Source organism: Streptomyces deserti (genome assembly GCF_054782695.1).
Map to the genome: position 1 here is coordinate 183690 of NZ_BAAGRZ010000006.1, position 23332 is coordinate 207021.

Annotated in this window: 23 protein-coding genes and 1 pseudogene; 9 read left to right on the forward strand and 15 right to left on the reverse strand. The window is 71.2% G+C overall.

Annotation, left to right across the window (positions count from 1 at the left end):
- Window positions 1-6: 6 nt before the first annotated feature.
- From ACYVMZ_RS14360 to ACYVMZ_RS14380, 5 genes are all read left to right on the forward strand, one after another.
- Window positions 7-756 carry an ABC transporter ATP-binding protein gene (locus tag ACYVMZ_RS14360; RefSeq protein ID WP_461079595.1) on the forward strand — a complete coding sequence of 250 codons (750 nt, stop codon included), beginning with the start codon at window positions 7-9 and terminating at the stop codon, window positions 754-756.
- Window positions 753-1649, forward strand: coding sequence for a branched-chain amino acid ABC transporter permease (locus ACYVMZ_RS14365; RefSeq protein WP_461079388.1), 897 nt, complete (start codon window positions 753-755; stop codon window positions 1647-1649). The genes ACYVMZ_RS14360 and ACYVMZ_RS14365 overlap by 4 nt, the downstream gene beginning before the upstream one ends.
- Complete coding sequence (locus tag ACYVMZ_RS14370) at window positions 1642-2769, forward strand: branched-chain amino acid ABC transporter permease (protein ID WP_461079390.1); 1128 nt, start codon at window positions 1642-1644, stop codon at window positions 2767-2769. The genes ACYVMZ_RS14365 and ACYVMZ_RS14370 overlap by 8 nt, the downstream gene beginning before the upstream one ends.
- Window positions 2766-4043 (forward strand): ABC transporter substrate-binding protein, encoded by a 1278-nt coding sequence (locus tag ACYVMZ_RS14375; protein WP_461079392.1) that lies wholly within the window; start codon window positions 2766-2768, stop codon window positions 4041-4043. The genes ACYVMZ_RS14370 and ACYVMZ_RS14375 overlap by 4 nt, the downstream gene beginning before the upstream one ends.
- 224 nt (window positions 4044-4267) lie before the next feature.
- A complete protein-coding gene (locus ACYVMZ_RS14380) occupies window positions 4268-5065 on the forward strand; it encodes a VOC family protein (RefSeq protein ID WP_461079394.1) in 798 nt (265 codons plus the stop codon).
- Between the two features lie 118 nt (window positions 5066-5183).
- On the opposite strand, the gene ACYVMZ_RS14385 is transcribed toward ACYVMZ_RS14380, so the two are convergent.
- Together ACYVMZ_RS14385 and ACYVMZ_RS14390 are read right to left on the reverse strand one after the other, a co-directional pair.
- Window positions 5184-5639, reverse strand: coding sequence for a galactose oxidase early set domain-containing protein (locus ACYVMZ_RS14385; RefSeq protein WP_461079597.1), 456 nt, complete (start codon window positions 5637-5639; stop codon window positions 5184-5186).
- On the reverse strand, window positions 5639-7099 hold the full coding sequence (locus tag ACYVMZ_RS14390; RefSeq protein ID WP_461079396.1) for a Kelch repeat-containing protein: 1461 nt from the start codon (window positions 7097-7099) through the stop codon (window positions 5639-5641). Before ACYVMZ_RS14390 ends, ACYVMZ_RS14385 begins: the two co-directional genes overlap by 1 nt.
- A 426-nt stretch (window positions 7100-7525) precedes the next feature.
- On the opposite strand from ACYVMZ_RS14390, the gene ACYVMZ_RS14395 reads away from it, so the two are divergent.
- Window positions 7526-9424, forward strand: coding sequence for a Dyp-type peroxidase (locus ACYVMZ_RS14395; protein WP_461079398.1), 1899 nt, complete (start codon window positions 7526-7528; stop codon window positions 9422-9424).
- 124 nt (window positions 9425-9548) lie between these two features.
- Here the strand turns inward: ACYVMZ_RS14395 and ACYVMZ_RS14400 are convergent, their stop codons facing one another.
- Window positions 9549-10040 carry an ATP-binding protein gene (locus ACYVMZ_RS14400; protein ID WP_461079400.1) on the reverse strand — a complete coding sequence of 164 codons (492 nt, stop codon included), beginning with the start codon at window positions 10038-10040 and terminating at the stop codon, window positions 9549-9551.
- 401 nt (window positions 10041-10441) lie between these two features.
- Between ACYVMZ_RS14400 and ACYVMZ_RS14405 the strand changes: the two genes are divergently transcribed.
- Window positions 10442-10789 (forward strand): STAS domain-containing protein, encoded by a 348-nt coding sequence (locus ACYVMZ_RS14405; RefSeq protein WP_461079402.1) that lies wholly within the window; start codon window positions 10442-10444, stop codon window positions 10787-10789.
- Between the two features lie 420 nt (window positions 10790-11209).
- On the opposite strand, the gene ACYVMZ_RS14410 is transcribed toward ACYVMZ_RS14405, so the two are convergent.
- The 5 genes and pseudogenes from ACYVMZ_RS14410 to ACYVMZ_RS14430 all read right to left on the reverse strand — a co-directional run bounded on the left by ACYVMZ_RS14410 (window position 11210) and on the right by ACYVMZ_RS14430 (window position 16503).
- The gene (locus ACYVMZ_RS14410) at window positions 11210-12115 is read right to left on the reverse strand and encodes a neutral zinc metallopeptidase (RefSeq protein ID WP_461079404.1); all 906 of its coding nucleotides are present in this window, start codon (window positions 12113-12115) and stop codon (window positions 11210-11212) included.
- A gap of 701 nt (window positions 12116-12816) precedes the next feature.
- Complete coding sequence (locus tag ACYVMZ_RS14415; protein WP_461079406.1) at window positions 12817-13848, reverse strand: cytochrome P450; 1032 nt, start codon at window positions 13846-13848, stop codon at window positions 12817-12819.
- Between the two features lie 429 nt (window positions 13849-14277).
- Window positions 14278-14589, reverse strand: a complete 312-nt coding sequence (locus tag ACYVMZ_RS14420; RefSeq protein ID WP_461079408.1) for a nitroreductase family protein — start codon at window positions 14587-14589, stop codon at window positions 14278-14280.
- 124 nt (window positions 14590-14713) lie between these two features.
- Window positions 14714-14989: pseudogene (locus tag ACYVMZ_RS14425) on the reverse strand (nitroreductase family protein); the annotation flags it as partial.
- Window positions 14990-15012: 23 nt separating this feature from the next.
- Window positions 15013-16503: an arsenate reductase/protein-tyrosine-phosphatase family protein gene (locus ACYVMZ_RS14430; RefSeq protein ID WP_461079410.1), complete on the reverse strand. Its 1491-nt coding sequence runs from the start codon at window positions 16501-16503 to the stop codon at window positions 15013-15015.
- 369 nt (window positions 16504-16872) lie between these two features.
- Between ACYVMZ_RS14430 and ACYVMZ_RS14435 the strand changes: the two genes are divergently transcribed.
- Window positions 16873-17994 (forward strand): LolA-like protein, encoded by a 1122-nt coding sequence (locus ACYVMZ_RS14435; RefSeq protein WP_461079412.1) that lies wholly within the window; start codon window positions 16873-16875, stop codon window positions 17992-17994.
- A gap of 146 nt (window positions 17995-18140) precedes the next feature.
- On the opposite strand, the gene ACYVMZ_RS14440 is transcribed toward ACYVMZ_RS14435, so the two are convergent.
- The 3 genes from ACYVMZ_RS14440 to ACYVMZ_RS14450 are packed head-to-tail and all read right to left on the reverse strand — an operon-like array spanning window position 18141 to window position 19608.
- Window positions 18141-18500 carry an Asp23/Gls24 family envelope stress response protein gene (locus tag ACYVMZ_RS14440; protein ID WP_461079414.1) on the reverse strand — a complete coding sequence of 120 codons (360 nt, stop codon included), beginning with the start codon at window positions 18498-18500 and terminating at the stop codon, window positions 18141-18143.
- The gene (locus ACYVMZ_RS14445; protein WP_461079416.1) at window positions 18497-19105 is read right to left on the reverse strand and encodes an Asp23/Gls24 family envelope stress response protein; all 609 of its coding nucleotides are present in this window, start codon (window positions 19103-19105) and stop codon (window positions 18497-18499) included. The genes ACYVMZ_RS14440 and ACYVMZ_RS14445 overlap by 4 nt, the downstream gene beginning before the upstream one ends.
- On the reverse strand, window positions 19096-19608 hold the full coding sequence (locus tag ACYVMZ_RS14450; protein WP_461079418.1) for an RNA polymerase sigma factor: 513 nt from the start codon (window positions 19606-19608) through the stop codon (window positions 19096-19098). Before ACYVMZ_RS14450 ends, ACYVMZ_RS14445 begins: the two co-directional genes overlap by 10 nt.
- 259 nt (window positions 19609-19867) lie before the next feature.
- On the opposite strand from ACYVMZ_RS14450, the gene ACYVMZ_RS14455 reads away from it, so the two are divergent.
- Window positions 19868-20356 carry an Asp23/Gls24 family envelope stress response protein gene (locus ACYVMZ_RS14455; protein WP_461079420.1) on the forward strand — a complete coding sequence of 163 codons (489 nt, stop codon included), beginning with the start codon at window positions 19868-19870 and terminating at the stop codon, window positions 20354-20356.
- Window positions 20357-20376: 20 nt separating this feature from the next.
- Here ACYVMZ_RS14455 and ACYVMZ_RS14460 read toward each other — a convergent pair whose 3' ends face one another.
- The 4 genes from ACYVMZ_RS14460 to ACYVMZ_RS14475 form a co-directional block, all read right to left on the reverse strand.
- A complete protein-coding gene (locus tag ACYVMZ_RS14460; RefSeq protein WP_461079422.1) occupies window positions 20377-20901 on the reverse strand; it encodes a nucleoside/nucleotide kinase family protein in 525 nt (174 codons plus the stop codon).
- A 131-nt stretch (window positions 20902-21032) separates the two neighbouring features.
- Window positions 21033-21506 carry a carboxymuconolactone decarboxylase family protein gene (locus tag ACYVMZ_RS14465; RefSeq protein WP_461079424.1) on the reverse strand — a complete coding sequence of 158 codons (474 nt, stop codon included), beginning with the start codon at window positions 21504-21506 and terminating at the stop codon, window positions 21033-21035.
- Between the two features lie 456 nt (window positions 21507-21962).
- The gene (locus tag ACYVMZ_RS14470; RefSeq protein WP_461079599.1) at window positions 21963-22451 is read right to left on the reverse strand and encodes a DUF5994 family protein; all 489 of its coding nucleotides are present in this window, start codon (window positions 22449-22451) and stop codon (window positions 21963-21965) included.
- On the reverse strand, window positions 22384-22986 hold the full coding sequence (locus tag ACYVMZ_RS14475; RefSeq protein WP_461079426.1) for a WD40 repeat domain-containing protein: 603 nt from the start codon (window positions 22984-22986) through the stop codon (window positions 22384-22386). Before ACYVMZ_RS14475 ends, ACYVMZ_RS14470 begins: the two co-directional genes overlap by 68 nt.
- Between the last annotated feature and the right edge of the window lie 346 nt (window positions 22987-23332).

Consider the following 23332-nt stretch of genomic DNA (forward strand, 5'->3'; position numbering starts at 1 on the left):
CACGACATCACCGTGCGCTTCGCCGGTCTCACCGCCCTCGACGGCGTCTCCCTCACCCTCGCGCCCGGCTCGGTGCACGCCCTCATCGGTCCGAACGGGGCCGGCAAGTCCACCTGCTTCAACGTCCTGTCGGGCCTCACCCGCCCCGCCTCCGGCACGGTCCGGCTCGGCGCGCAGGACCTGACCCGGCTCGCCCCGCACCGCATCGCCGCGCTCGGCGTGGCCCGTACGTTCCAGAACATCGTCACCACCGAGGGCACGGTCGGCGACAACCTCATGCTCGGCCGCCACGCCCACTCCCGCGCCGGCTTCACCGCGAGCGCGCTGCGGCTGCCGTGGGCCGTGCGCGAACAGCGCGAGCAGCGTGCCCGGGCCCGCGAGATCGCCGAACTCACCGGTCTGGCCGGGCACTTCGACCGTCCCGTCGGGCTGCTGTCGTACGGCGACCGCAAGCGCGTGGAGCTCGCCCGCGCCCTGTGCCTGGAGCCCCGCGTCCTGCTCCTCGACGAGCCCGTGGCCGGGATGAACGCCGCCGAACGCGCCCGCACCGCCGAGGTGGTCCAGGAGGTGCGTGCCGAACTCGGCCTGTCCGTACTGCTCGTGGAGCACGACATGGGTCTGGTCATGCGCCTGGCCGACGAGGTCACCGTCCTCGACTTCGGCCGGGTCATCGCCCACGGCACCCCGGACGAGGTCCGGCGCGACCCCGAGGTGCTGCGCGCCTACCTCGGCACACCAGGGGAGGAAGCCGCATGACAGGCCTGTTCGGCCATCTTCTCGACGGAATCGCCCTCGGCGCGGTCTACGCTCTGGTCGCCCTCGGCTTCGTCGTCATCTTCAAGGCGTCCGGCGTCCTCAACTTCGCCCACGGCTCGCTGCTCCTGCTCGGCGGCTACCTCACCGCCGTCCTCCACGACGACCTCGGCTTCGCCGGGGCGCTGGCGGCGGCGATCGTGACGACCGCCGCCGTCGCGGGTGCCCTGGACCGCTTCCTGCTGCAACCCGGCGGGATGGATCCGCGCGCCGCCCACGTGCAGACCATCGTCACCATCGGCGTCGACATCGTCCTGCTCACCGACCTGGCCCGGCGCATCGGCGGCGACCTGCTGTCCCTCGGCGACCCGTGGGGCGACGCGGTGACGAACCTCGGCCCGGTGACCGTCGCCGACAGCCGGCTCGCCGCGATCGCGGTGTCGGCGGTCGTGATCGCCGCGGTCTTCGCGCTGTTCCGGTTCACCGCCTGGGGGCTGCCCCTGCGGGCGGCCGCCGAGGACCTGGAAGCGGCCTCCCTCATGGGCGTGCGGCTGACCCGGGTGCGCACCCTCGCCTGGTGCCTGGCGGGGGCGCTCGCCGCGCTGGCCGCGGTGTTCCTCGCCGCGTTCCCGGCGCCCGGCCTGGAGCGCAGCACCGGCCAGATCGCGCTGAACGCGTTCCCGGCCGCGATCCTCGGTGGCATGGCCTCACCGCCCGGCGCCCTGGCGGGCAGCCTGCTGATCGGGCTGACCGAGGCGCTCGTCGTCGGCTACCAGTCCGAACTGCACGTGCTGGGCGAGGGCTTCGGCGACGTGGCCCCGTACGCGGTGATGGTCCTGGTGCTCCTGGTGCGGCCCACCGGGCTGTTCGGCACGAAGGCGGCGGCCCGTGTCTGACCGCCGCCTCCCACGCCCGGCCGGGACGATCCTGCTCGTCCTCGCCCTCTGCCTGCCGCCGTTCTACCTGGACGCCTTCTGGCTGCGGATCGGCCTGTTCGCCATGGCAGCGGCCATCGGCGCCATCGGCCTGGCCCTGCTGACCGGCACCGCGGGCCAACTCTCCCTCGGCCACGCCTTCTTCCTCGCCGTCGGCGCGTACGGCTACGCCTGGCTGGCGGGCGAGCCCGGCCCCGGCCTGCCGCCCGCCCTCGCCGCGGTCCTCGCGGTGCTGCTCGCCGGAGCGGCGGGCGGCCTGTTCAGCCCCGTCGCCGGCCGGGTCCGCGGCATCTACCTGGGCATCGCCACGCTCGCGCTGGTCTTCCTCGGCCACCACGTGCTGCTCACCGCCGACTCCGTCACCGGCGGCTTCAACGGCCGCTCCGTACCCCCGCTGGAGCTGGGCGGCTTCACCTTCGCCGCGGGCGGCCCCGAACTGACCGTGCTGGGCGTGCCGTTCGGCGCCGAGGAACGCCTGTGGTACCTGGGCCTGGCCCTGTTCGCGCTCACCTGGTTCACCGCCCGCGGCCTGCTGCGCTCACGCCCCGGCCGGGCGCTGGCCGCGCTGCGCGACAGCGAGACCGCGGCCGCGGTGATGGGCGTCGACGTCGCCCACCACCGCTCGGCGGCCTTCGTCGTGTCGTCGATGTACGCGGGCCTCGCGGGAGTGCTGCTGGCGCTCGCCTTCCGCCGCGTCGTCCCCGACTACTTCTCCCTCGCCCTCTCCGTCGACTACCTCGCCATGATCGTCATCGGCGGCCTCGGCTCGGTCGCCGGAGCCACCGCGGGCGCCGTCTTCGTCACCGCGCTGCCGCTGCTGATGACCCGTTACGCCGACCAGCTGCCGCTGGTGACCGCCCCCGGCTCCGCCGAGGGCTCGGTGGGCCCGACCGAGGCGGCCCGCTACCTCTACGGCGCCGCCATCGTCGTCGTCCTGCTGTACGCACCGGACGGCCTGACCGGCCTGGCCCGGCGCACCCGCGACCGCGTACGCCGCCGACGCACCCGGACCCCCTCCCCGGACCTCACCCCGTCCGAGTCTCCCGCCGCACCCGTACGACCCAAGGAGCACACCCCGTGACCACCACGCCCCCCAGGCACCGCACCGCCACAACCGTCCTCGCCGGGGCCCTCGCCGTCCTGCTCGCGGCCACCGGATGCAGCTCCAAGGCGGACGGCAAGGGCGGCGGCGACGCCGCCGACGGCGTCCGCACCGGCCCCGGCGTCGGCGCCGAGACGATCAGACTGGGCGCGCTCACCGACCTGACCGGCCCCTACGCCACCCTCGGCAAGAGCATCGTGCAGGCCCAGCAGATGTGGGCCGACGAGACCAACGCCAAGGGCGGCATCTGCGGCCGCAAGGTCGAGATCGTCGTCAAGGACCACGGCTACGACGTGCAGAAGGCGGTCACCGCGTACGCCGACATCTCCCCGGACGTCGTCGCCCTGCCCCAGGTCATCGGCTCCCCGGTCGTCGCCGCCCTGCTCGACGACATCGAACGCGACAAGGTGCTGACCTTCCCGCAGGCCTGGGCGGCCTCCCTCCTCGGCAAGGACCCCGTCCAGGTCCTCGGCACCACCTACGACCTCGACATGATCGCCGCGGTCGGCTTCCTCACCCGCGCCAAGGGCCTGAAGAAGGGCGACACCATCGGCCACGTGTACTTCGAGGGCGACTACGGCGCCAACGCCCTGGAGGGATCCACCTGGGCGGCGAAGAGGGCCGGGCTGAAGGTGTCCGGCCAGAAGATCAAGGCCACCGACACCGACCTGTCCGCCCAGGTCTCGGCGCTCAGCAAGAAGGGCGTGAAGGCGATCCTGATCAGCGCGGGACCCGCCCAGACGGCCTCCCTGGTCGGCGTCGCCGCCTCCCGAGGCCTGCGCGTACCCGTCGTCAGCAGCGCCCCGGGCTTCGCACCCCAGCTGATGAAGACGCCCGCCGCACCGGCTCTGGCGGCCATGCTGCACGTGGTGAGCGCCGCCCCCGCGGTCAGCTCCGACCTGCCCGGCGTGCGGCGCATGGTGGCGTCGTACGGGAAGAAGTACCCGGACTCCCCGGTCGACTCCGGCGTCCTGTCCGGCTACAACGCCGCCCAACTGCTGGGCGCGGACCTGAAGAAGGCCTGCGAGGCCGGCAGCCTCGCCCGCGAGGACGTCGTCAAGGCCCACCGCTCCCGCACGAACGCCGACACCGGCCTCGGCACCCCGCAGAACTTCTCCGACGTCTCCCGCCCCGCGAGCCTCGCCACCTACGTGCTGCGGCCCGACGCGAAGGCGGTCGGCGGCCTGGTCGGTGTCGAGGACGCGCACCGCGCCCCGGGCGTCGAGGAGTACCTGGCGTCGCGCGACCGGTGAACGCGGTGGCGAGGGGGGGCGTCGCCCTCGCCACCGGCCGCGCCGGCCCCCACGTCGCCGTGCTCGACGGCGGACGGGTGTGGGGTGGCGGATCTGCCGCCACCCCACACCGGGCAGGTGCGCCCGCCGTTCGTCGGCGCCCCGCTCCCGGGGTGCGGCCGACGGGCGATTGTCAGTGCCTGGTGTCACGCTGAGGTCACACAGGATCCGCGAAAGGGAATCGCATGATCACCACTGACTTCGCACCCGGCTCCCCCTGCTGGCTCGACCTCGGCGCCCCCGACGTCCGGTCCGCCGCGGCCTTCTACGGCGCGGTGCTCGGCTGGGAGTACGAGTCCATGGGCGAGGGGGAGGACATGGAAGGCGGGGTGTTCCGCAACGACGGCAAGATCGTCGCCGGGCTCGGCAAGCTCACCGAGCAGGGCGCGCGCCCGGCCTGGATGATCTACTACATGGTCACCGACGCGGACGCGACGACCCAGGCGGTGCAGCGCGCGGGCGGCACGGTGCGGGTCCCGCCGATGGACCTCGACGAGTGGGGCCGGATGGCGCAGTACAGCGATCCGCTGGGTGGCCAGTTCGCCGTATGGCAGCCGGGGACGAACAAGGGCGTCGAGCTGGTCGACGAGCCGGGCTCGCTGTCCTGGACCGAGCTGTACACGAGCGACGCGGCGGCCGCGAAGGAGTTCTACGGCGGCATCTTCGGCTGGCAGTTCAGCGACATGGAGCTGCCGGGCGGCGGGGGCACCTACTCCCTGATCACCCCCGCCGGGCTGCCCGAGGAGCGGATGCACGGCGGCCTCATGGAGGTCCGCAAGGAGGACCTCGCGCTGGCGAACGGGCGGCCGTACTGGCACCCGGTCTTCGCGGTCCCCGACTGCGACGCCGCGGTCGCCAAGGTCACTGAGAACGGCGGCAGCGTGCAGATGGGCCCGGAGGACGCCGAGGGTGTCGGCCGGCTGGCCGTGTGCCTCGACCCGGCGAGCGCGGACTTCGTGGTGCTCACCCCGCCCGGCCGCTGAGCCCCGCCGACGAGGTGCCAGGAGGCGGGGACCCCGCCGCAGCCGCGGCAGGGTCCCCGGGAGAACGGTTCGGTTGTCCGGCCCGGCCCCTCCGGGGGAGTTCCGGGGGGCGTGGGCGTCAGGTGCCGCCCGGCCCGGAGGTGTCCGGCGCGGGCCCCAGCTTCACCCACTTCGCGACGCTCGGCACGCCCCGCTCGTCCAGCAGGAACAGCATGTACCACCCGGGCGGAGCATCGGCCGCCGTCGCCGGGGTCTGCAGGCCGAGCCGGTTGCCGTCACGGGAGTTGATCCTCAGCCGCAGATGGCGCTGGCTGGAGTTCGTCGAGTGCGTGGCGGTCGACGGCGCCACCAGGACGGCGCTGTCGACGCGTCCCGGCGTGGAGGTCAGCACCCGGAAGGCGGAGTCGTAGGACAGCGGATCGGCCGGGACCCGGTTGAGCTGCGGCCGGTTGCCGACGTGCAGGTACCACGGCTCGAACATCTCGATGCTGCCGTGCATGTCGTCCTTGATGTCCGGGTCGTTGGCGATCTGCTGCGCCTCGTCGCCGGTGACCAGGATCCGCCCGTCGGGCATCAGGACCGCGTTGGAGTGGTAGCCCCGCGGCAGCCGCTGGACCGGGCCGAGTTTCCAGGTGCCGTCCTCGTCGCGGGCCTCGGTGTGGCGGTACTTCGGCAGGGCGTTGGGGTTGTACATGCCGTTGCCGTAGTTGCGGATGTGGAAGGAGCCGTTGACGGTGAACAGCTTGCCGTCCGGCAGGGTGACGGTGCTGCGTTCGCCCGGCCGAAGGCCCGGGGCTGGCGTTTCGTCCAGGTCTTGCCGTCGACCAGCTCGTAGGTGTTCGGGTCGTCCCGGTTGCCGCCGAGGACCAGCACCGAGTCGGGCCCGTTCACCCCGTTGGGCAGCGCCACCGCGGAGCCGTTGATGCGCTCGGGGTTGCAGCCCTCGCCGTTGTTGTCCCGCTGGTCCTTGCAGGGGACGCCGATGGGCCGGTCCGGCAGCTGCGCCCGGGTCTCCGTGCCCAGGTCGAAGACGTACTGCTCGCCGGCCATCCGGCCGAGGCCGTAGATCCTGCCGTCGCGCAGCGAGAACAGGTGCGGGTAGTCCTTGGTGAAGGGCGCCTCGGCGCGGAACGTGTCGACCGGCACATCGTTCGGCACGTCGTTCCTGAGCCACGGCACCGGGTGCGACTTGGCGGGGAAGCGCTCGACGAGGGGCGTCGGCGTGCCCCAGCCGAGCTCCGACTGGCCCGACATGATGAGCAGCCGGCCGTCGGGGCCCTCCACGACGCCGGGATACCACCGGCCGACCGACATGTCCTTGTTCCGGTGCCAGGTCTCCGTCCAGGGATCGAAGACCAGCGACAGCTTGGCGCCGCTGCCCCCGTTGCCGCCGAGGTTGCCGCCGAACACGCCCAGCATGCCGTTGGGCAGGAACGTGTGGCCGGAGCAGAAGAACGGTGCCGGGCGGGCCTCGTTCTTGCCGTCGGGCATCACCACCGTCGGCGGGGGGACGTTCTTGAACGCGTCGTGTCCCGTGCCCTTGTCCGGGTCCCACAGATACGCCCGGCCGGCGTTCTCCTTGCCGATGACGTCGGTGGGGGCGGTCTCCTTCTGGGGGTTGTCCTCGACCGGTTCGAACGAGAACAGCAGCACCTTGCCGGTGGGCAGCGTGGCGATGTGGTCGCCGTAGTCCGGTGAGGGGAAGTACTCCGCGAACCGGCCGAACTCCTCGGGCGCGTACTTCTTGTTGGTCTCCGCCTGGGTCTCGGTCAGCTTCCGCAGCCGCGCCGTACGGGTCGACTGGGGGTACTCGCTCAGGGCCTTGGCCGTCGCACGCAGGCTGGCGTGCTCCCGGGCGTGCTCCTCACCGAGGGCGGCGGCCTCGTCGTCTCTCATCTCCTTCTTGACCTGCCGCTCGGTCACCCGGACCTTCCCGGACCCGCCCGTGTCGCCGAGCACATCGTGATGGGCGCCGCCGTCGGCGCCGTCGTGGGCGTACGCGGACGGCGCGGCCACCCCTGTGGTGACGGTCACCGCGGATACCAGTGCGCACGCCAAAAAGGCAGCGGAAATCTTTCGTGGGGGCATGGGTCTCCTAGCCGCCTGAGGAAATCAGGGAAGTCAGGGAAGAGAAGAGCGAGGAAAGGGAATTCGGCGGGAACCCGCAACGAGCACATGCTCCGGGGCGCTCCCATTCTTTCCGTAAACCGCGCCTTTCAACATCCGAAAATGCATACGGGCAGTCACTCACTCACCTCACGGTGAAACACCGCCCGCGCCGGTGGCGGCGGCGCGAACTCCGGCGTGAATGCCGAGGTCCCGCGCCCGAACTGCGCCCCGGTGCGGGGGAACACCGCATTCACACGGGTGATGGCGCGCAGCGATTTCTACAAGGAATTCCGGCTGGGTAACAGGGCTGTCGACACCCACCCGCCGAATTTTCCGGAGAGAAGGGCACCTATGACCACGGCGACGAACGACCCCCGACATTTGTTCCTCCGTGAGGACACCGAGATCCAGGGCGACGTACTCGCCGGGTTCAAGAAGGACCACATGCAGCTGCTGTTCCTGCGGTTCGAGGACCAGCAGGCGGCGCGGACGTGGCTGAAGCAGCTGCGGCCGCTGCTGGCCACCACCAGTCAGGTGGCGAGGTTCAACAGGGAGTACTCCCGGGCCCGTTCGTACTCCGGGGGCGACGACCCGAAGAACCTGAACGCGCTGTGGTACGGCCTCAGCTTCACCTTCGAAGGGCTGGCGTTCCTCACCGGCCGGAACCCGCTGCCCGGCGTCGACAACAACAGCACCGACGGCCCGCTGAAGGCTTTCGCGGAGGGCCCCGCCAAGCGGGCGGAGGCGCTCGGCGACACCGGCCCGAACGCTCCGAAGAACTGGCTCTTCGGCAACGTCGGCGACGGACGCGTCCACGCGGTGCTCACCCTCGCCGCCGACCAGCCCCACGTGCTGCGGGCCACCCTCGGGGACGTCCGCCAGGACCTGGCCCGCGCCCGGATCGTCACCGTCTTCGAGCAGGAGGGCGCCACCCTCGAAGGGCCCCGCCGGGGACGGGAGCACTTCGGCTTCAAGGACGGCGTCAGTGAACCCGCCATCAAGTACCTCGACGAGCCCGACCCCGAGAACCCGGTCTACGAGAAGGGTCACCCCGGCACCATCCTGGTCAACCCCGGCGAGTTCGTCGTCGGGCTGGAGCGGGAGCGCCCGCACCCCCTGCCGTATCCGGAGTGGGCGCAGAAGGGCTCCTTCCAGGTGGTGCGCCGGCTCGCACAGGACGTCCCCGGCTGGTGGGCGGGCGTAGCCTCACAACTGGAGGCGCTGAAACGGGCGAACGCCGCGCCCCCGCAGGCCACGACCGAGTGGCTGGCGGCCCGGCTGGTCGGACGCTGGCGCTCCGGGACGCCCGTGGCGAAGTGCCCGCACGCGGACATGTCGTACAACGCGGAGTCGTCGAACGACAACCTGATCTCGTTCAAGGACGACCCGAAGGGGACGACCACCCCGCTCTGGTCCCACCTGCGCAAGACCAACCCCCGGGACGGCTTCCCCGACCCGAAGGGCGGCACCTTCCCGGACACGAAGTTCAACCACCGCCGGATCATGCGCCGCGGCATCCCCTACGGCCTGCCGTTCGACCCGTCCGCCTCGGCGCTCAACGGCCCGGACGCGCCCCGGGGGCTGGTCTTCGTCTGCTACCAGGCCGACCTGTTCCGGCAGTTCGAGTTCATCCAGAGGTTCTGGATGAACGACGAGACGTTCCCCAAGCCCAACCCCAACACCCACCACGAGGAGATCGACCCCGGCCCGCTGCCCGCCGGCGCCGACCCAGTGGCGGGGGAGGAGACCCAAATCTCCTGGGAGCGCCCGGAGGGCGGCGAACCGGTCGCGCTGAAGTTCTCCCAGTTCGTACGGACCGAGGGGGCCGTGTACGCCTTCCTGCCGTCGATCCCGGTCATCGACGAGCTGGCCGAGGGCCGGTTGAACACCAACATGGTCGTCCACGGGAACACGGTGTTCACCTCGGACAGCTTCGACAACACCGAGCGTGACACCGTCGACTCGGGCACGGTACGCCTGTTCCTGACGGAGGACGGCGACCTCCAGGTCGTCGACAGCAGGACCAACAGGGTCCGCTGGTCCGCGAAGACCGCCGCCGGGCCGACGGCGCAGGCCTGGTTCAAGGACGGGGAACTCTTCGTCGTCGACCCGGTGAAGGACAAGAACATGAAGCTCTTCAGCTCCGGCACCGCGGGCCACCCGAACGCCCGGCTCGTCGTCCAGACGGACGGCAACGTGGTGATCTACGACGCGGGCCGGGCGATCTGGCACACCAACACCGCCGGCTGACGCCTTGGGCACGGCGTGTCCCCGTCACCGCCCACCCGCGCCGAGGCCGGGTGGGCGGCGGCATTCAGTTTTGAGAGGCGCAGCAGGAACTCGGTCGGCCGGATGATCCGTTCCGCGCATTCCGTCACCTTGGGAACGGCATTGTCGTCGGTTCCCCGTCGTCGCTCGGTGTCAGGCGCAGGTAGGCGGTGATCTGCTTTCCCCTGGTGCGGGGTGCGACGTCGACTCTGTCGCTGACCGTGTGCACCAGACGCAGTCCATGGCCGCCGAAGCGGTGCGGGTCGTGCTCCTTCACTGTGGGTTGGTCGGTGGAGGTGTCCCACACGGTGATGGCCAGTGCGTCACTGGAAAGCTGCAGGATCAGCCCGCAGGGGCCGGGGGCGTGCCGAATGGCGTTGGTGACCAGCTCGCTGATCACAAGTTCGGCGTCCAGCCCCATCGGGGCCGGCACGGGGTCGCGGCCAGAACGCGCAGCGTGGGCGAGGGCGGCACGCAGGGCCTGGCGCGCCTCGACAGCCCAGGCAGCGCCCTCGGCCCAGGCCACGCCAAAACAGAGTGTGGCGTTCTCGTCCGTACCCTGCTCATCTGCCGCCTGCTTCATAAGCGGGATGACCATGCGGTGCTCTTTCGTTGTGTTCGCCGCGCTCGGGCGGCTTTCCGCCGTGCGCTTACCCCGGCACCGGCCGCCCACACCGAGGCAGCCTCCCCCACCCCGAACGGCGGCATGCCGCGGGAGGTGTGCGCACAGCCGTGGCCGGGTGAGGGTGCGTCCCCTGACCGGGCCCGGTGAGCGGGTGCACAGCTGCCTGGCCTCACCTTCTGAGGATGGCGGCTCTCGCCTGACCGCCTGAGCGAGCCCCTGGCGAAAGGCAGCCGTTCTGGCTGGGCCGGGCAGCTGGACTCTCGCGTGCTTTCACGCTGTCATCACCCCAGCGCCCCGTACCGGGACCAACGGGCACTCGTGTTCCCTCTTGGCGGCCCTTTGACTTCGGGGCGTGCAGCCGAGACGCTGACGGTGTGGACAGCGATCCCGGCAAGCGGCCCGGCGAGCGGTTGCGTGTGTGCAGCAGCACCGTGGCCGGCCGGACGGTGGTGGCGGTGGCGGGCGAGGTGGACCACCTTACCGCGGCCCGGCTGAGCGACGAACTGGAAGCCGCTGTGATCAACGGTGCTCGATGCGTCGAGGCGGACTTCAGCCGGGTCGCGTTCTGCGACTGTTCCGGACTGAGCGTCCTGCTGGCAGCCCGCAGCCACTGCCAGGTTGCCGGGGTGGGCTTCGCGGCATCCGGACCGGTGACCCCCGCTGTCAGGCGACTGCTGCAGGTGACGGATACCGGCCCTCTGCTGCTGGCGGAGGCCGCCTGATCAGCATCGGTGAGGCCGTCACGGCCCGCTCCTGTGGGCGGTGCGGCACGGCGGGTGTGACACGTGCGGTGCCCGGTGCGCTGTCACCAGTGGGCCGTGACCACGGCTCCGCAAGGCCCGCGTCCCCCGTTGTGCGGGTCGTTGCCCTCGGGGCGGGCAGGCGTTCCCCCGTCGCCTGCCCGCCCCGTTCCCAGGCCCGCCCGCCCAGTTCGTCAACGCTCCAGGACAACGCACCCACCGCTGGCGGCAGCGCGATGAGGGAACGGGAGCGCGCCGGGTGGTCAGGTCGGGTCGGTGCTGCCAGCCCGGATCCGCTGAGCTACGTCGCACGTAGTTTGGTGTTGTGCAAGGTCACGTAATTCTCACGGCTGCGGTCACCGTATTCCCAGTGCTCCATACTGCTGGGGCCGTCGAGCTCCGCTAGGGCCTGTCGTCTTTCCAGTAGGTCTCGATGCAGGCGGCTGGTGAGCCCGGCCCATACCGCCCTTGAACGCCTGCAAAGCCGACGGTCAGTGCCTCCCTCCGCTCGGCAGGTGTGCCGTGGGTTTGAGGGTTGTCACCGAGCGCCTCGAGCGCGGTGGCAGCCTCTTCGAAGTCATTTGGTTCCAAGTAGCCGCTGTGGTAGGCAGTTGCCGCCCAGGCCCCTGCCATACAGTCCGCGATGAGCTCGTTCCACTTCCCGGCGGGCGGGGGGAAGGGCATGCCCTTCTTCTGGTACTGGATCTGGAGCTCATCGGTCACGTGATGGCCGAACTCGTGCGCGGTGAGGATGGCAGCGGCGAAGTCCCCGGTCCGCTTCGACTGACGCTCGAAGATGTTGCCGGTCCACATCTTCTGCATGGTGGTGACCGGCAGATAAATCGTGCCTGTATGCCCCGGGGACAACTCGTCGGCGGGGCAGTAGTAGGCCATGGGGGTGTCGTGACTGACCACCAGCGGCACCGGCCCCTGTTCGGTTTGCATTGTGCACTTGCTTCGAATCGGCGTCTGGTCTGGTGTGACGATGGCGTAGCTCACCAACGGTTCGTCGAGGCCGATCTGGCGGAAGAAGTCGGTCCACACCTTGTCAGCGTTCTGGACGACATCAGTCAGGTACGAATGGACCGTCTTCTCGTTGGTGCCGGGGGAACTCTCCGGCACCGCCGCGCCCTGAGGTGCGATCGGTACCTGCTCGTCCTCCAGCTCGTTGGCGAGGTCCGGCGGCGTCGTAGCCGTCGTCTGCGCTGGTTGGGGTGGCGAGGCGACGCTGTCGCGGCCGCAGCCAGTTGTGGCGCCTGCGGCCAGGGCGAGAGTAGCCGCCAGAGATATGCCTGCTTTCCAATCCATGGGTACTGTCTAAACCGTTCGGCCAGAAACATGAGCATTTGGACGGCCGAATGGGTGATGACGCTCAACCTGCTGCATTTACCTGAGCACCCAGGCAAATTTCTGGGATGTCGAAAATTCCCGCATGCCCGCCACGCCCGGCACCCGCCAAGGCCGCGGGACCCGCCCTTCAGGCGGACGACGGGAATTATCAGACATGCCCTAGAACTAGATTATCAATTCCAAGGGGGCGACTGAGCGCTTCATCTGGCGGGTGAGGGCTCGAATCGGCGGCGGTCGCTCCGGCCAGGTCCAAGCTGCGTTCGACGCACGGAGGGAATCCCTACGACATCCAGCCCCTCGGGGACGGATCCTGGCTCACCACGGATCCATCCGGTCACCCGATCCGCTGGACCGACTCATAGGAGACCCCGGTGCTGACCTGGTCGAACCATAACGCGTGTGCCGTAGTCACACGCGAAGAGCGTGCGCCCCGCAGCCGAGTTCTTCGAGAGCGGCGTAGACGGGGTGCCTGGGGCCGCCGCGGGTGAAGCGCCGCAGCACCTGCTCGGCCTCGGCCGTCCGACTTCTTCGCGTCCGACGCGCACGCGGTGCCCTGTCCCCACCAGGCGGCATCCCGGGGGCGAAGGTGGCGTTCACCAGCCTGGTGACGGCGCCCGCAGGTTGTCGACGGTGATGGAGTGCCGACGCACACGGCCCGCTCACCAGGTGACGGGCAGGGCGGCGAGCACCTGGAGGCGCTGGTGCTCGGTCCAGTCCGGGGACGCCTCGGGTGCCGCCGGCCGCAGCCCGGGGAAGCGGGCGAGCAGCGAGGTCAGGCCGGTCCGCAGCTCCGCGCGCGCCAGATGGGAGGCCAGGCAGCGGTGGATGCCGTGCCCGAAGGCCACATGCGGGTTGGGGTCACGGGCCAGGTCGAGGCGCTCGGGGTCGGGGAAGACGTCCGTGTCGTGGTTGGCGGAGTTGAGGGAGACCACGACGGACTCGCCCGCGCGGACGGTGACCCCGGCGATGTCCACGTCCTCGGTGGCCACCCGTATCTGGCCGTCCCTCAGGACGAGGTGGTAGCGCAGCAGTTCCTCCACCGCGTGCTCCGCCAGCGACGGGTCGTCCCGCAGCCGTGCGAGGTCGGCGGGCCGGTGCAGCAGTGTGCACAGGGCGGAGGTCAGGACGGAGGAGACCACCGTGTGGCCCGCGAACAGCAGACTGATGCCCATTCCGAGCAACTCGGCGTCGGACAGCGCGCCCCGCTCGTCGTGTGCGGTGACCAGGTCGCTGAACAGGTCGTCGCCGGGTGCCGCGCGCCGGGAGTCCATCAGCGCGGCCAGGTAGTCGCACATGCCCCGCTGGGCCGCCGTGACCCGCTCCAGGGGGCCCTTGCCGTTCATCGTGTCCATCAGGGTCAGGATCCGGTCGCTGTCCTGGACCGGGACCCCGAGCCAGGTGCAGATCACCTGCATGGGCAAAGGGCGGGCGAAGCCGGTGACCAGGTCGGCGGGCGGGCCCGCCTCGGCCAGGGTGTCGAGCAACCCGTCGGTGACCTTCTGGATCACCGGCAGCGACCGCTGGACCTGCCGTGCCCGGAACGCCGGCATGACCAGCCGGCGCAGCCGGGCGTGGTCCGGCGGCTCGGTGTCGCGCAGGAGGGTGACGCCGGGCGGGAACGGCGTCGTGAACAGGCGGGGCGCGTCGTGCGTGGTGGTCGCCGTCACGGTGAACCGCCGGTCGCGCAGCACCCGCCGTACGTCGGGCGGCGGGCCCGTCGGTGCCCGGCCCGCCCGGGGGAGTCCCGTGCCAGGAGATGCGCCGCCGCTGAGCCGGGACGGCGGCCAGCAGCTCCGGCCGCGCCACGTCGCCGGGCCATTCGAGATCGACCATGTCGTAGTGGTCCGCGGCGCGCAGCAGCCGTCTGAACCGCTCGGCCGGGACCGGGTCGCCGCCCCCGCCGGGGGCCGGGCTGCGCAGGCAGTACGTCAGGGTGCCCGTGAAGTGCTTGCGCAGTCGGCCGGGGTCGGGGTCGCCGAGCAGGTCGGCCCGTACCTCCACGCTCTCGGCGACGCCGTCGAGGCCGCGCAGCCTCGTGCTGCCGAGGTCGTCGGGTTCGGTGGCCACGGCCACCAGCCGGGCCCGGCGCACGGCGCCGGCGTGACCGTCGCCGCCAGGGGTCAGCTCCACCGCACGTACTCCTCAAGACCGGCCCGCCGTGGGACGAACCGGTTGACCGGGGCCGCCTCGTCGGGGTAGCCGACGGCCAGGGTGCAGACGATGATCCGGTCCGCGTCGATGTCCAGCTTCCGGCGCAGCGCGTCCGCGTAGCCGGCGACGCTGAACTGCGGGCAGCTGCCGAGGCCGCGGGCGACCAGGCCGAGCATGACGTTCTGCAGGAACAGGCCGGTCTCCAGGAACGTGCCGGGCACCGCGTCGCCGGGGAGGTGGCAGACCAGGGCGGCCGGAGCGCCGTAGAAGCGGGTTGTCACGGAGATGGGCCCGGGTGGCCGCGGCGTCGTCGGCGGTGTGCCCCTTGGCGCGGAGCACTCCGGCCAGGGCCGCTCGGGCGCGTTCCGTAGCGGTGTCGTCGAGCGTCGGCAGCCGGTGCGGGTAGTCGGGCCGTGGTGGCTCTCCGCGGTCGAAGACTTCAACGAGGGTGCGGGTCAGCGCGTCCAGGGCGCTGCCCGTCACCACGGTCACTCGCCACGGCTGGATGTTGCGTCCGGAGGGCGCCTGGCCCGCGGCCAGCAACACCTCCTCCAGCACGGCCCGTGGCACCGGCCGGTCGAGGAAGGCGCGCTTGCAGTGCCGGGACGCGATCAGCTCCAGACCGTCGCACGCGGGGACGGGACCGTCGTACACGGGGGCGGGGACGTGATGATCCGTCATGGGCGCCTCACTCCTCCCACGCCTCAGCCGAGCCCGGCGGCGCGGACACCGGGACCGGGGCCGGCGCCGAGGAACTCGGGCAGCCGGGTGCGGACCAACTCATCGATGCGCAGGGCGCATTGGCGGTAGACCTCGGGCGGCTGACCGTCGGGGTTGGGGACGTCGCCGTGCGGGTCCAGGCACAGGGTGCGGCCCTGGGTGTCGGGCGCCAGGGCGACCACGGCGTCGCGGTGGGCGCGCGTCATGCAGTAGATGACGGAGCTGTCGCGGCACAGCTTGGGGGTGATCGGCCGCGCCCGGTGGCGACGGGGGTGTACGCGGCCCGGCAGGCCCCGTATGCCCAGGTCGGCGAGCGCGGCCCGGGCGGCTGGGGCCAGCGGGGCTCCGGGCCGCGCGGGGCGGACCCCCGCACTGGCGAAGCGCACGCGATGCGCGGAACTCCCCGTCTGTGCGGCGTGGGTGCGGGCGATGACCTCGGCCATCGGCGAGCGGGACGTGTTGCCGCCGCACACGAACAGCACCCGCCGCGTACGGCTGCCCCGTTCCCGCCACCAGGAGACCGTCGCGGGATACGACAAGGACGCGATGGCGACGGTGACGAAGACGAGCCCGAGAAGCTGCGCGTCGCCCGGGACCGGCAGCCCGGCCAGCCCGGCGAGGGCGTAGGAGGCGACCAGGCCGGACAGCAGGCTGGCGCACCGGTTGGCCGGGACGCACCAGGTGTACTCGCGGCGGTCGAGGTAGATCAGCGTGCCGAGGACGAACAGCACCTCGTACGCCACGCCGATGCCGGCAGCCGCCCAGGCGGTGGGGGTGCCGAGGAAGGTGGTGAATCCGGTGCGCAACTCCGGCTGTCCGGCCAGGGCCGCGAACGCCAGCATTCCGACCAGGAAGACCGGTGCGGCGGCGTGCTCCTCCACGAAATACCGGCGATCGGTTTCCCACATTCCGGTTTTGGCCGCACGGCTCATGATCTCGAATCGCCCCACATAACCGGCGAGATAGACGAGCACGCTCGCCACCGTCGCCAGGGTGAGGTGATAACTGCCCACATCGCCGAGAGCCACCGAAACCGCCAGCAGACTGAACGTCAGCCCGGCCCACGCCGACCCGGAGACCTTCCGTTTGCGCGCCGCGTCGATCAGCGGGGAAAGGACTAGTACACCTCCGCGCATCAGCAGCAGCACGAGGAGGATGGAGACGCCGGCGAACGTGAAATTCAGTGTGGTGGTGCCGATGATGAGCGCGGTGCAGAATCCCGCCAGCAGCGTTTCCCCGCCCGGTGTCCGGACCCGGCCCACCCCGGGAATCTCCCGCTGCCGGGCATGGCGCCACCAGCCGCTGGCCAGCAGGAAGAAGGGCATGACGGCGAGTTGTCCGAGGGCGGCCGCCGGCAGCAGCACCAGCCCGTCGACCGGTTCCGCGGCAAGCGGGGACACCCCGCTGGACACCGCTTTCACGAGCATGGCGTAGGGAATATAGGCAAGGAAATATCCGAGCGCGAGCCAGGCCATACGCGTGATCCTCCGGAAGTGCCCCAGCGGAAATGTCGATTCATCGGCGGTGGAACGTACGGAAGGAAATGCGTCGGCGATCTACAACGCCCGGCGAACTCATGCGTCGATCAGCGCGCCAACTCATTCGAGTGTGCAGGCATCCGTAGTCCCCCGCAAGGGCCTCAAGTCCCTCTCGTACGAAGGGAATTTCATTCCCGATGCCAGCGGCGGGCATATTATCGGAGTGCTGTGCGGACGCACGATTGGCGTAGAGCGACATGCGCCCCGCGCGCGCCGGTCGCATGCCTCTATTCTCCCCTGCTGCCGACTTGTGGGGCTGCGGGAAAAATGCGGTGCCGAACGCGAAGCCGCCCTGGCCGCCCGCCGGTGACCGGCAAGCGTGCGCAGCCGTTCCGGGCCGAGTTGGTTCGACGGCTGAGCAGAATCCATTATTCCGCTTTTCCGCCGCGGTCTGGTGGGGACCGACCGTTTTCCGCCTTCTGCGCCCCGGCGCGTTACTCCATGTTTCGGGTGGTAACCCGTCGGGACGTCGCCGACCGGAGCCGAGTGGGTCGCCGGCGACAGGAAGAATTCGGCTTTGCTCACACGATCGGGAGGGTGGCCACAGTGCCGGCTAGGACTCGCGGAGTTCGGTTAGGAGCGGCGGGCGTCGTCGGCGTGCTCGCGTGCGTCGTGCTGACGGGGTGCGGCGATAACGACTCGTCCGACGGGAAGAAGTCGAGCGGCAACGCGCGGGCCGGCAGCCCCGGCGCCCGCGAAGAGGGAACCCAGGACGTCCGCACGGCGTACCGGAAGACGGAAGAAGCGGAATCCGCGCGGATGACGATGCGCGTGCGGACTTCCGCGGAAGGGAAATCCGTCACTACCCAGGGCCAGGGCGCCATCGACTTCCAGGACGGCGAAAGCAGCATGACGGTCCGGGTCGCGGACCAGACGTTCGAGCAGCGGGTTGTCGACCAGATCCTGTATCAGAAACTGCCCGCCGGGCAGAAGTCGCAGGTGCCGGGAAACAAGCCCTGGATCAAGATCGATCTGAAGAAGGTCGCCGCGCGCGGGGGCCTGGGCGCCGACCAGGGGATCACAGACCCGGCCGACTCGGCCGCGTTCGCCAAGGGCGTCACCGACAAGGACGTCAAGAAGGTCGGCACCACCACGATCGACGGTGTGAACACCACGCAGTACCGGGTCATGGTGGACGTCGCCAAGCTGCCCGACGGAGCCGCCCTGCGGCAACAGGTCGGCTCCACCATGCCGATGAACCTCTGGCTCGACGACGAGGGCCGGATCCGGCGCCAGCAGGTCGACATGACCTTCAAGGCCCCCGCGAACAAGGGGACTTCCGCGGCCGACGCGGCTCAGCAGGCCACGGTGCGGATGCTCATCGAGTACTCCGACTTCGGCACGGACGTCGAGGCCGACGAGCCGCCCGCGAACCAGACCGCGGACATGACGGACAAGGTTCTGCGACAGAGCAAGCAGGCGAGCTGATCCGGCCGTCTCGGCTGACCCGGCTGACGGGAGCTGATCCGGCTGATCCGGCTGTCCTGGCGCCGGGCGAGTCCGTGGTGCACAGCGTCGCGCCGTGTCGAGCCCGGCCGCGCCTCGCGTCACCGCCGCCGCACCGGACAGGCTGGTCATCCGGTGCGGGCGACCGTGACGAGGACGGTGACCGGGGCGGGTGTGCCGTACTGGTTCAGGTGGGCGGTCACGGCGGCGTGGACGTGGGCGCGTACCTGCCGGGCGACGTCCAGGGCGCGGTGGTCCTGTTCTATGGCGCAGCGCACCTCCACGTGCCAGCCCTCGTCGGCTGTGTGCTTGAGCCGGATGCCGGCCTCGGTGGAGGGGATGCCGGCGCCCGCCATGGCCCGTCGGGCGCGGGGGGCCGCGGTGGCCAGACGGTCGGCGAGGCTCGGCTGGAGCGCGCTCACGCCGGGAACCTCCAGCGCCGCCCGGACAGCGGCCCGGCGGACGTCCGCGTCCCGCGCGCCGGTCATCGCGGTTCGCTCCGCTCCGGCAACGCGTCACCGAACGCGTCGGCGGGGTCCAGTACGGCGTCGACGCGCAGGTCGACCTCGGTGACGGCCAGGCCCAGCTCCTTCTCCGCGGCGTCGAGGACGGCCCGGCGCACCTGAGCGGCCCGGTCGGTCAGCGGCTGGTCGAGCGTGGTGGCCAGGGTCATGGTGGCGTGCACGGCGGTGCCGTCGCCGGTGGGGGTGAGGCGGCAGCTGGCGGCCCGGGCCCCGGGGACGCGGTCGGCGGCGCGGCGCAGGACCTTGGCGGCGGCGCTCTCGGCGATCCGCAGGTCGAGAGCGGGGTCGTCCAGCGGCAGCATCCCGCCCAGGCGGACCTCGGCCCGTACGGCCTTGATGACGCGGTCGGCGAGGCGGTGACCCTTCGGGCGCTGGGCGGCCCGCAGGGCTCGGGTGGCCCGGTCCAGGGCGGCCAGTCCCTCGACGGCCTGCCGGCAGTGCGGGCAGTGACCGGCGGGTGCCTCTGTCCCGGCCTCGCTGTCACGCGCCTGCTCCCAGGCGCGGCTGAGCGGATGCCCGCAGGGCAGCAGCTCGTCTCCCGCGCGCAGCCGAGGGTCGTCTAGCGCCATGGGCCCATCGCCTCCTGCAGTGCGCGCCGTGCGCGGAACAGCCTGCCGCGCACCGTCTGTTCACTGGCCCCGGTCACCTGCGCGATCTCTTCGTAGTGCAGGCCGTGCAGTTCCCGCAGGACCCAGCAGGCCCGTTGCTCGGGACGCAGTGCGCGCAGCGCGTGCGACAGGGCGGCGGCCGCCGCGTCCGCCTCGGCGACGGACGGCGGGGAGACGGACGCGTCGCGGTCGGCGGGCTCAGGAACCCCGTCCAGGGGGACAGCGCGAGGGCGACGCAGGATGTTGAGACAGCGGTTGGTGACGATGCGGTACATCCAGGTGCCGAACGAAGCCCCGTGGCGGAACTCCGGGAGCCGCCGCCAGGCGCTGAGGAACGCCTCCTGGACGGCGTCCTCGGCGTCGGCCCGGTTGCCGAGGAGGTGGTGGGCGAGCGCGAGCAGCGGGCTGCTGTGCCGGCGGACCAAGAGGGCGAAGGCGTCGTCGTCGCCTTCGGCAGCGCGCACGGCCAGCACCCGGTCGGGGAGTGCGGTGGGGACAGGCTCCTGCGGGCGGTGCGCAACCGGGTGAACCGGGTGGCCGGCCCGGTCACCGCCCACCGCTCGCTTCCTGGTCCTGCCGGGGGCCGTGACCCCGCCGCCCGCGCACACCCCCTCATTCTATGTGGTGTCCGTCACATGAATCGCGTGAGGAACGCGGCCGCGATGTGTCCAATCCTTGACGGGCACCGCACCGGCGCCCGCAGGACACCCTCGGGAGGTCCTCATGTCAGACACCCTCAGCCGCCCCGCCGCCAACGAGAACAAGGCCGGCCCAGCAGGCAGGACCCTCCAGGGCCGCAGCGGCGCCGACGCCGCGCCCGAGACGCGCGGGCGCACGACCATCGCCGACAGCGTCGTGGAGAAGATCGTGGGGATGGCCGCGCGCGAGGTGCCGGGCATCCACAGCCTCGGCGCCGGTATGGCCCGGACCTTCGGAGCCGTACGCGACCGCGTCCCCGGCGGACGCCCCAGCGTGACCCGCGGAGTGAGCGTCGAGGTGGGCGAGCGCCAGGCGGCCGTGGACCTCGACCTGATCGTGGAGTACGGCGTGTCCATCGTGGACGTCGCCGGTGACGTCCGTACCAACGTCATCACGGCGGTCGAACGTATGACCGGTCTGGAGGTCGTCGAGGTGAACATAGCCGTCGACGACGTCCACCTGCCCGACGAGGAAGCGGAGGAGGAGGAAGAAGCCGAGGGCCGCGTGAAGTAGCCACGGATCGTCGACAGCCCTTACCAGGCGGCGGCCCGGAGTACCTCCAGGGCGATGTCCTGAACCGTGCGTCCGTCGGTGGGAATACGTACCGTGTCCGCGGGAGCGTGCTCATCCAGATGCCGTGCCATCCTCAGGCTCCGCTCGATGTGAGCGGCCAGCTGGGATCCGATCTCCCGCTGAGCGAGCCGCTCTGTGACGGTGGTTTCCTCGGCCGTGAGCAGGACACAGGTCGCCCTGGTCCCGCCGCCGCCCATGGTGCGGGTGATCATCGGCTCTTCCAGGACACTCACCGTGTTGGTGTAGATGAGGCGGCGCTGACCGAGAGCGGCGTAGTTCGACCAGACGGCGGCGATGTTACGTTCCGTGATCGCTGTGCGGTGAGGGTCGCCTTCGGGGGCGGGATGGATCTGGTCCATGTAGTCCCCCTCGATCAGGCAGTGCGCCGTTCCCCTCGCCTGCAACGCCGCGGACACCTCCCAGGCGACCGTCGTCTTCCCCACGCCCGCGCCACCGCCGATGAGTAACAGCTCGTACGTAGTCACGGCCGGCAGCGTAATCAGTCGTCGACGGCCGGGGCACGACGCCCACCCCGGGCCCTGCGAGAGGTGCCCGGGGCGTGCGCCGGTGCCGGTGCGGGACGGCACTGGCGGCCGTCCCGGCCCGGTGCTTCTCGCTATGCGAACTGGCCGACCCGGTAGTCGCCGGCGGGCTGCCGGACGATGACGTTGACGCGGTTGAAGGCGTTGATGAGGGCGATGAGGGACACCAGCGCGGTGAGCTGGTCCTCGTCGTAGTGCTTGGCGGCGTTCGCCCACGCCTCGTCCGTGACACCGTCGGCCGCGTCGGCGAGACGCGTGCCCTGCTCGGCCAGTTCCAGAGCTGCGCGCTCGGCGTCGGTGAACACCGTGGCCTCGCGCCAGGTCGCGATCAGGTTGAGGCGCGTCGGGGTCTCCCCGGCGTGCGCGGCTTCCTTGGTGTGCATGTCGGTGCAGAAACCGCAGCCGTTGATCTGGCTGGCGCGGATCTTCACCAGTTCCTGCGTCGCCGCCGGCAGCGTCGAGTCCGCGAGCACCTTGCCCGCCGAGGTGAGGTGCTTGAGGATCTTGGTGGCCTCCGGGTTGCCGAAGAGGTTCAAGCGAGCGTCCATGGTGAACTCCTCTGCCGTTGCTGGTGGTTACACAGCTCTGACGGAGCAGCTCGGCGGGATGTGACAGGAGTGGATGTGACGTGCGTCTCCCCGGTCGCACGGCGGCGTCCTCATCGGCCGCACGGCGACATGCTCGCGAGCCAGCGTGGCGGGGACGTCACAGCGCGCCGCCCGAGGCGGCGCGGATGTGACGCGACGGTGCTCCAGCGGCGGCTGCCGGGGTGAACGGCCGGTCCGGCAGCACGCGTTCACCGACGTGGTCGCCGGATCGGTTGTCCTGGGATGCGCCGGGGGATCGCAGGCACGGTAGGTCCGCGCCGGTGGCATCGTGTCCATGTGGGGTGCCGCAGGGCCGGGGTGCCCTCTCGAAAAGCGAAGTCCGCGGATCGGGCGGGCGGATGGCCAGGAAGGGTCCGGCCTGTCATGTGCGCGCTGCGGCCGAACGGGAGACGGGAGTCACCCCACTGCCGGACGTGCGGCCGGATCGAGCACCTCATGCGCTCCTTCGGAGTCCCGGACCGTCTCCATGGCCCGGTCGGACTCCGCCACCGTCGGCAGGCGCTCCGCCTCCTCCACCAACCGGCTCGCGCGCGACGTGCGCCGTGGGTCGCTCGCGGCCGCCATCAGCCACGCGGCCGCAGCGGGAGCCATCTGCGGCGGGATCACCAGCAGGTTCCAGCGGCCCACGCGGTACGAGAGCAGCAACAGCTCGTGCGGGTCCTGCTCCGCCAGGAACCAGCCCGCCTTCAGCACATGTCCGGCCACGGCCACCTGGCGCGGGATGACGGGCCAGTGGACGGGATTCACCGCGACCCGGGTGATGCGCCCCCACAGCGGATCGAGTACGGCCGTGAGTGAGGGGAGTTCCGCCTCGAGATCACGGGAGCGGGGCCACCAGGCGCCGTCCAGGAAAGCCGGTGCGGAACCGGCGGGAGCCAGTGACAGGCGGAGAGACGGAGAGGAGGACCGGTCCTCGAGTGTCGGCGGGTGAGAAGTGGTCGCAGTCATGACGCGAACCCTGCCCCAGGCCGGTCGCGACCGGCCCGGTGTCGTCGATCGCCGAAAACGACACAGGCATGGAGGCCGGTGCGCGGAATATCCTCGGTGTGTTCACCGTACTCCTCGGACCAGCCGAACGGACCTCCCCCCCGGGCCTGGGATCATCGCGGCACACGGCAGTGTCCGGTGCGGCTCGACAAGCCCGATGCCGAGCCGCCTTCCTGGCGCCCCCCGGCGCGAGCGCGTCACGGTGTCGGCGTCGGCGTCGTCCACTCAGGTACCCCTTCGAGCCACGCCGGTCGTCGTTGGCGTAGTCCTCGTGGCCGGTCAGCGTCGCCAGCGGCGCGCGCCTGGCCACGTCCCACAGGCGGATCGTACGGTCGGCGCCGGCCGAGGCCAGGGTCCGGCCGTCGGGCGCGCAGGCGACGGAGACGACCTGCTCGGTGCGGCCGTCAGCGTCGCCAGGGGCGCGTTCGGCCATGTCCCAGGCGGATCGTGCCGTCGGAACCCGCCGACGCCAGGGCCCGTCCGTCGGGTGCGAAAGCCACCGAGAAGTACGACTCGCCCGAGACGTTTGCCGACCCTGGTGCCTGCGACGAGAGCGGGACCAACTGGGTGGGAGGCTGCCGACCAGCGGGACTTGCTCCTGCCGCCGTCCAATCCGGCCGAGCGCCCCGACACGGCAATCACACCGCGTGACCGGCGGCGGCTGGACCTGCCGCGACCCTGACCGCGGCCGGCATTCCTCCCTGCCCCGGGGACCGGGAAGCCATCGAACAGCTCAGCGCCCTGCCCGACAGCATCAACGCCACCCTCCAGCGGTGGCT